The organism is Endothiovibrio diazotrophicus, assembly GCF_054657215.1.
Genome location: NZ_BAAHXB010000204.1, coordinates 1 through 3,902 on the forward strand (window position 1 = coordinate 1; position 3,902 = coordinate 3,902).

3 protein-coding genes are annotated in these 3,902 nt (G+C 70.3%); all 3 read right to left on the reverse strand.

The annotated features are described in order from the left end of the window. Positions 1–198 precede the first annotated feature (198 nt). Positions 199–1,134, reverse strand: a complete 936-nt coding sequence (locus tag ACYQ2W_RS25450) for a PepSY-associated TM helix domain-containing protein (protein WP_459873725.1) — start codon at positions 1,132–1,134, stop codon at positions 199–201. 132 nt (positions 1,135–1,266) lie between these two features. Continuing rightward, positions 1,267–2,826: a methyl-accepting chemotaxis protein gene (locus tag ACYQ2W_RS25455; protein WP_459873727.1), complete on the reverse strand. Its 1,560-nt coding sequence runs from the start codon at positions 2,824–2,826 to the stop codon at positions 1,267–1,269. A gap of 365 nt (positions 2,827–3,191) precedes the next feature. After that, positions 3,192–3,803 (reverse strand): GyrI-like domain-containing protein, encoded by a 612-nt coding sequence (locus ACYQ2W_RS25460; protein WP_459873729.1) that lies wholly within the window; start codon positions 3,801–3,803, stop codon positions 3,192–3,194. Positions 3,804–3,902: the final 99 nt, after the last annotated feature.

The following is a 3,902-nucleotide window of genomic DNA, read 5'->3' on the forward strand; positions in this document are numbered from 1 at the left end:
GGTGCGCAGTGGCGGACTCTCCGCGACGGGCGGAGGTCGGCGGAGCGGATCGGCGTTCCAAAACGGGAAGTTATTCTTTCGCGGGCCCTTACGCCAAGTATCTACATCCCGGTAGGCATGCACCAGCCGGAGGCCGGCGACCTCCGCCGCGGCGCGTCGCCGGCCGGGCGGCGTCGGCAGGAGCGGCGCGGAGCGCGGTCACCGGCTGACGACGCTGCGCGGTCGCCGGCGGCCGCGCAGCCAGTTGAGCGTGCCGGTGACGGTGAGCAGCGCCAGGGCGAGGGCACCGAGCAGGTTGAGCAGCCCGCTCCAGGCGCCGGCCCAGGTGCCCTCGTGGAGCGCCTTGATCAGTCCGCCACCGGCGGCCAGCGGGGTCACCGCGGTGTCGGTCACCACCAGCGCCGCAGGGCCGTCGGGGGTGGCGAGGCGCAGCATCACGCTGCCGCCGCGGAAGCGGCGCGCCTCGCGCAGCGCGCCGAGGTCGTGCGTCACCGCGGCGCGCTGCAACGCATCGCCGAGGGAGAGTTGGACGCCCGGCGCGCTCATCCGCGGCAGCTCCGGCATGCCGATATGGAGACTCATCAGGATGCCGCTGAGCGGCAGCATCAGCAGCAGCGGCAGCAGCAGCCAGCCGACCCCACGGTGCCAGCCGCGCAGGTTGTTGCGCAGCCGCGGCCGGGCGAGCAGTGGGCCGGCGACGACGAGCAGCAGCATCGCGTAGCTGGCGATCCGGGTCACCACGTCGGCGTGGAGCAGCAGCCCCTTGTGCAGCGACTCGACCACCCGGAAGGGGTCGGCGGGGGGCTCGCCCGCCGCCTCCCGGCGGCCGTCGCCGAGGTCGTAGAGACCGCCCACGGCGGCGTCGGGGGAGCGCACCCGCAGCCGTCCTCCGGCGCCCTCCACCTCGATGCCGGAAACCTGGCGGCCGGTGGGGTCGATCCGCTGGAGGAGCGCGCCCAGTGCCGCGGGATCCACCGCGGCGGCGGGCGGCGGCGCCTCCGCGCGCGCGCCGAGGATCGGCTTCAGTGCGAGTACCGCGCCGGAGAGGATGATCAGCAGAAACAGCGGGGCCAGCCCGATGCCGAGCCAGCGGTGGAGGGTGAACAGTCGGGCCTTGAGGGTCGCGGGGATCATGGAGCGCCTCCCGAAAAAAGTGGGTGAAGGGGGACGCCTTCCACGGTACTCGCGGTGGGGGTTAACGAGCGGTTAACCGGATGTCCGGAAGTGCCAGACCGTGTAAAGGAGGGTCAGCGGCGCGCCGCACGGTCACTCCACGCGGAAGTGGCGGACCAGCTCCAGCAGTAGCCGCGACTGGTCGTCGAGGGACTGGCTGGCGGCGGCCACCTCTTCGACCAGCGCGGCGTTCTGCTGGGTGACCCGTTCCATGTGGGTGACCGCGGTGTTGATCTGGGCGATGCCTCCGGCCTGATCGCGGTTGGCGGCGGCCACCTCGGCGATCATCTGGACCATCCGCGAGACCGCGTCGTGGATGGTGTCGAGGGCGTCGCCGGTGGTGGTCACCAGCTCGCTGCCGAGGGCCACCTTGTCGACACTGTCGCCGATCATGGTCTTGATCTCGCGGGCCGATTCGGCGCTGCGTTGGGCCAGCCCACGTACCTCGCCGGCGACCACCGCGAAGCCGCGCCCCTGGTCGCCGGCACGGGCCGCCTCGACCGCGGCGTTGAGCGCCAGCAGGTTGGTCTGGAAGGCGATGCCGTCGATCACCTCGACGATCTCGGCCATCTGCCGGCTGGTGGCATTGATCTCCGCCATCGCGGCCACCGCGCGGCCGGCTACCCGGGTCCCCTCCTCGGCGTGGCGCTGCACCTCGCGGGCGACGCGATCGGCCTGCTGGGCGTGGTCGGCGTTGGCGCTGACGTTGCTCGTGAGTTCCTCGATGTTGGCGGCGCTCTCCTCCAGGGCGGAGGCCTGCTGCTCGGTGCGCTGGGAGAGGTCGGCGTTGCCCTGGGAGATTTCGGCGGCGGCCGCCTGGATGGACCGGGAGGCGTCCAACACCTGGCACACCACCTCGCGCAGGTTCTTCGCCATCCGCCCCATGGCGGCGCCGATGCCGGTGCGCAGGTGGCGTGCGTCGTCGCCGCGGGTGAGCAGCTCGCCGTCGGCGATCCGTCCGGCGATCCGCTCCATCTGCGCCGGCTCGCCGCCGATGGAGTGGTGCAGTCGTTGGGCGATCAGCACCGAGAGCAGCGCCGTCAGCGCCAGCAGCGGGGAGAGCAGCAGTGCCTGGCCACGCGCCTGCGCCCAGAAGATATCGTCCACGTCATCGAGATAGATCCCCGAGCCGATCACCCAGCCCCAGGGAGCGAACCCCTTGAAGAAGGAGAGCTTGGCGACCGGCCGGTCGTGGTTGGGTTTCTCCCACAGGTAGTCGACGAACCCCTCGCCGTGTTGCCGCACCGTCTCCGTTATGACGGAGAACAGCGCCTTGCCGCTGGGGTCCAGGATCCCGTCGAGGCGCTCGCCGTCGAGCTGGGGCTTGATCGGGTGCATCACCATCCGCGGCTCGAGGTCGTTGACCCAGAAGTATTCGTCCTCGCCGTAGCGCAGCGTGCGCAGCGCGTCGAGGGCCTGGCGGCGCGCCTCGGCGTCGTCGATCTCGCCGGCCCGGGCGCGCTGATGGTAGTGGGCGACCAGGGTATAGGCGGTCTCCACCAGATGGCGGGTCTTCACCCGGCGGTCCTCGAACAGGTTGTCGCGCAGGGAGATCAGGGAGACCGCCAGGCTGAGCAGCAGGCCGGTGAGGGGGACGCCGACGATCAGCGCCAGTTTGGCGTTGAGGGGCAGCGAATCGAGCAGTCGCTTCATGGTCGGTACCTCCGCGGGTGGGAGCGGTGACCTGTCCCCGGGGTGTCGCCCCGCGGGGAGGGGCTCTGCCGGGCGACGGGAGGGGGGCGCGTCACCGCCGTCCCGATCACCTGATCCGCATTCCGGAGAGGGCTCCACCGTGGCCTGCCCGCTGGAAACGCCGGGGTGGAAGGAGGTTCCGCACAGGAGTTGTAATTATAAGTAATCGGATCGCCGTATCGTAAGATATTGCTTACAAAGTCGACGAAAATAATTAACCCGTGGCGCCTTCCTGCGGAGTGCCGCCCGGCCGGCCGGAGGGACCGGCAGCGGCAAGGATGCGGTGGGCGGGGGAGGGTGCGGTGATCGTCCGGCCCGTCCGGCAACTACCGGAAGGGTTGGCGGAGCACCGTCTTCCAGCGCTCAGGGGCGGTGCGGCGGGTGTCACTGAGGTAGATCTCGTGGTGCTTGCCGCGGCGCTCGGCACCTTGCTCGGCGATGAATTGATGGAGCCGCTCGATCGCCGGCCCCTCCTCGCTGAACGGCCCGACGTGCAGGGTCTGGGCGCAGCTCCCCTCGGCGAAGCGCTCCAGGCGCAGCCGGGGGAGGGCGGGCAGCCCTTTTTTCTTCGCCACCGTCTCGATCGCCGCGCTGATCGTCTCGGCGGCGACGAAGTCGGGCTGGGCGATCATCAGCGTCCAGCGCCACTCGTTGCGCCGCCCCTCGACGAAGGCCTCCATGTCGTCGGCCCACCACAGCCCTTCCAGCGGCATCACCGCATAGTCGATGCCCTGCGTACCGCGCTTGACCGCGAACTTGGCGGTGTAGGAGACCGAGAAGAGCGCCTCGGCCGCCTCGGCGAAGCGCGGCGAGGTCTCCGGGTCACCCTCGCCGTCGATCATCAGGAAGGCGAACTCCGGTACCTCCACCGCCGCCACCTTGCCCGCGGAGGGGCGGTAGAGCGCTTTGTGGCTCTTCTTCAGATCGATCTTTTCCATCATTCACTCCTTGGCGACCTTCTCCGCCAGGGTGATGATGTAGCCGTTGTCGTCGCGAATCCACAACTCACGCATGCCGTAGAAGGTGAGGCGCTCCGC

Coding starts and splice junctions, on each gene's coding strand:
- ACYQ2W_RS25460 (WP_459873729.1), bottom strand. CDS start 3,803: ATGGAAAAGATCGATCTGAAGAAGAGCCACAAAGCGCTCTACCGCCCC.
- ACYQ2W_RS25455 (WP_459873727.1), bottom strand. CDS start 2,826: ATGAAGCGACTGCTCGATTCGCTGCCCCTCAACGCCAAACTGGCGCTG.
- ACYQ2W_RS25450 (WP_459873725.1), bottom strand. CDS start 1,134: ATGATCCCCGCGACCCTCAAGGCCCGACTGTTCACCCTCCACCGCTGG.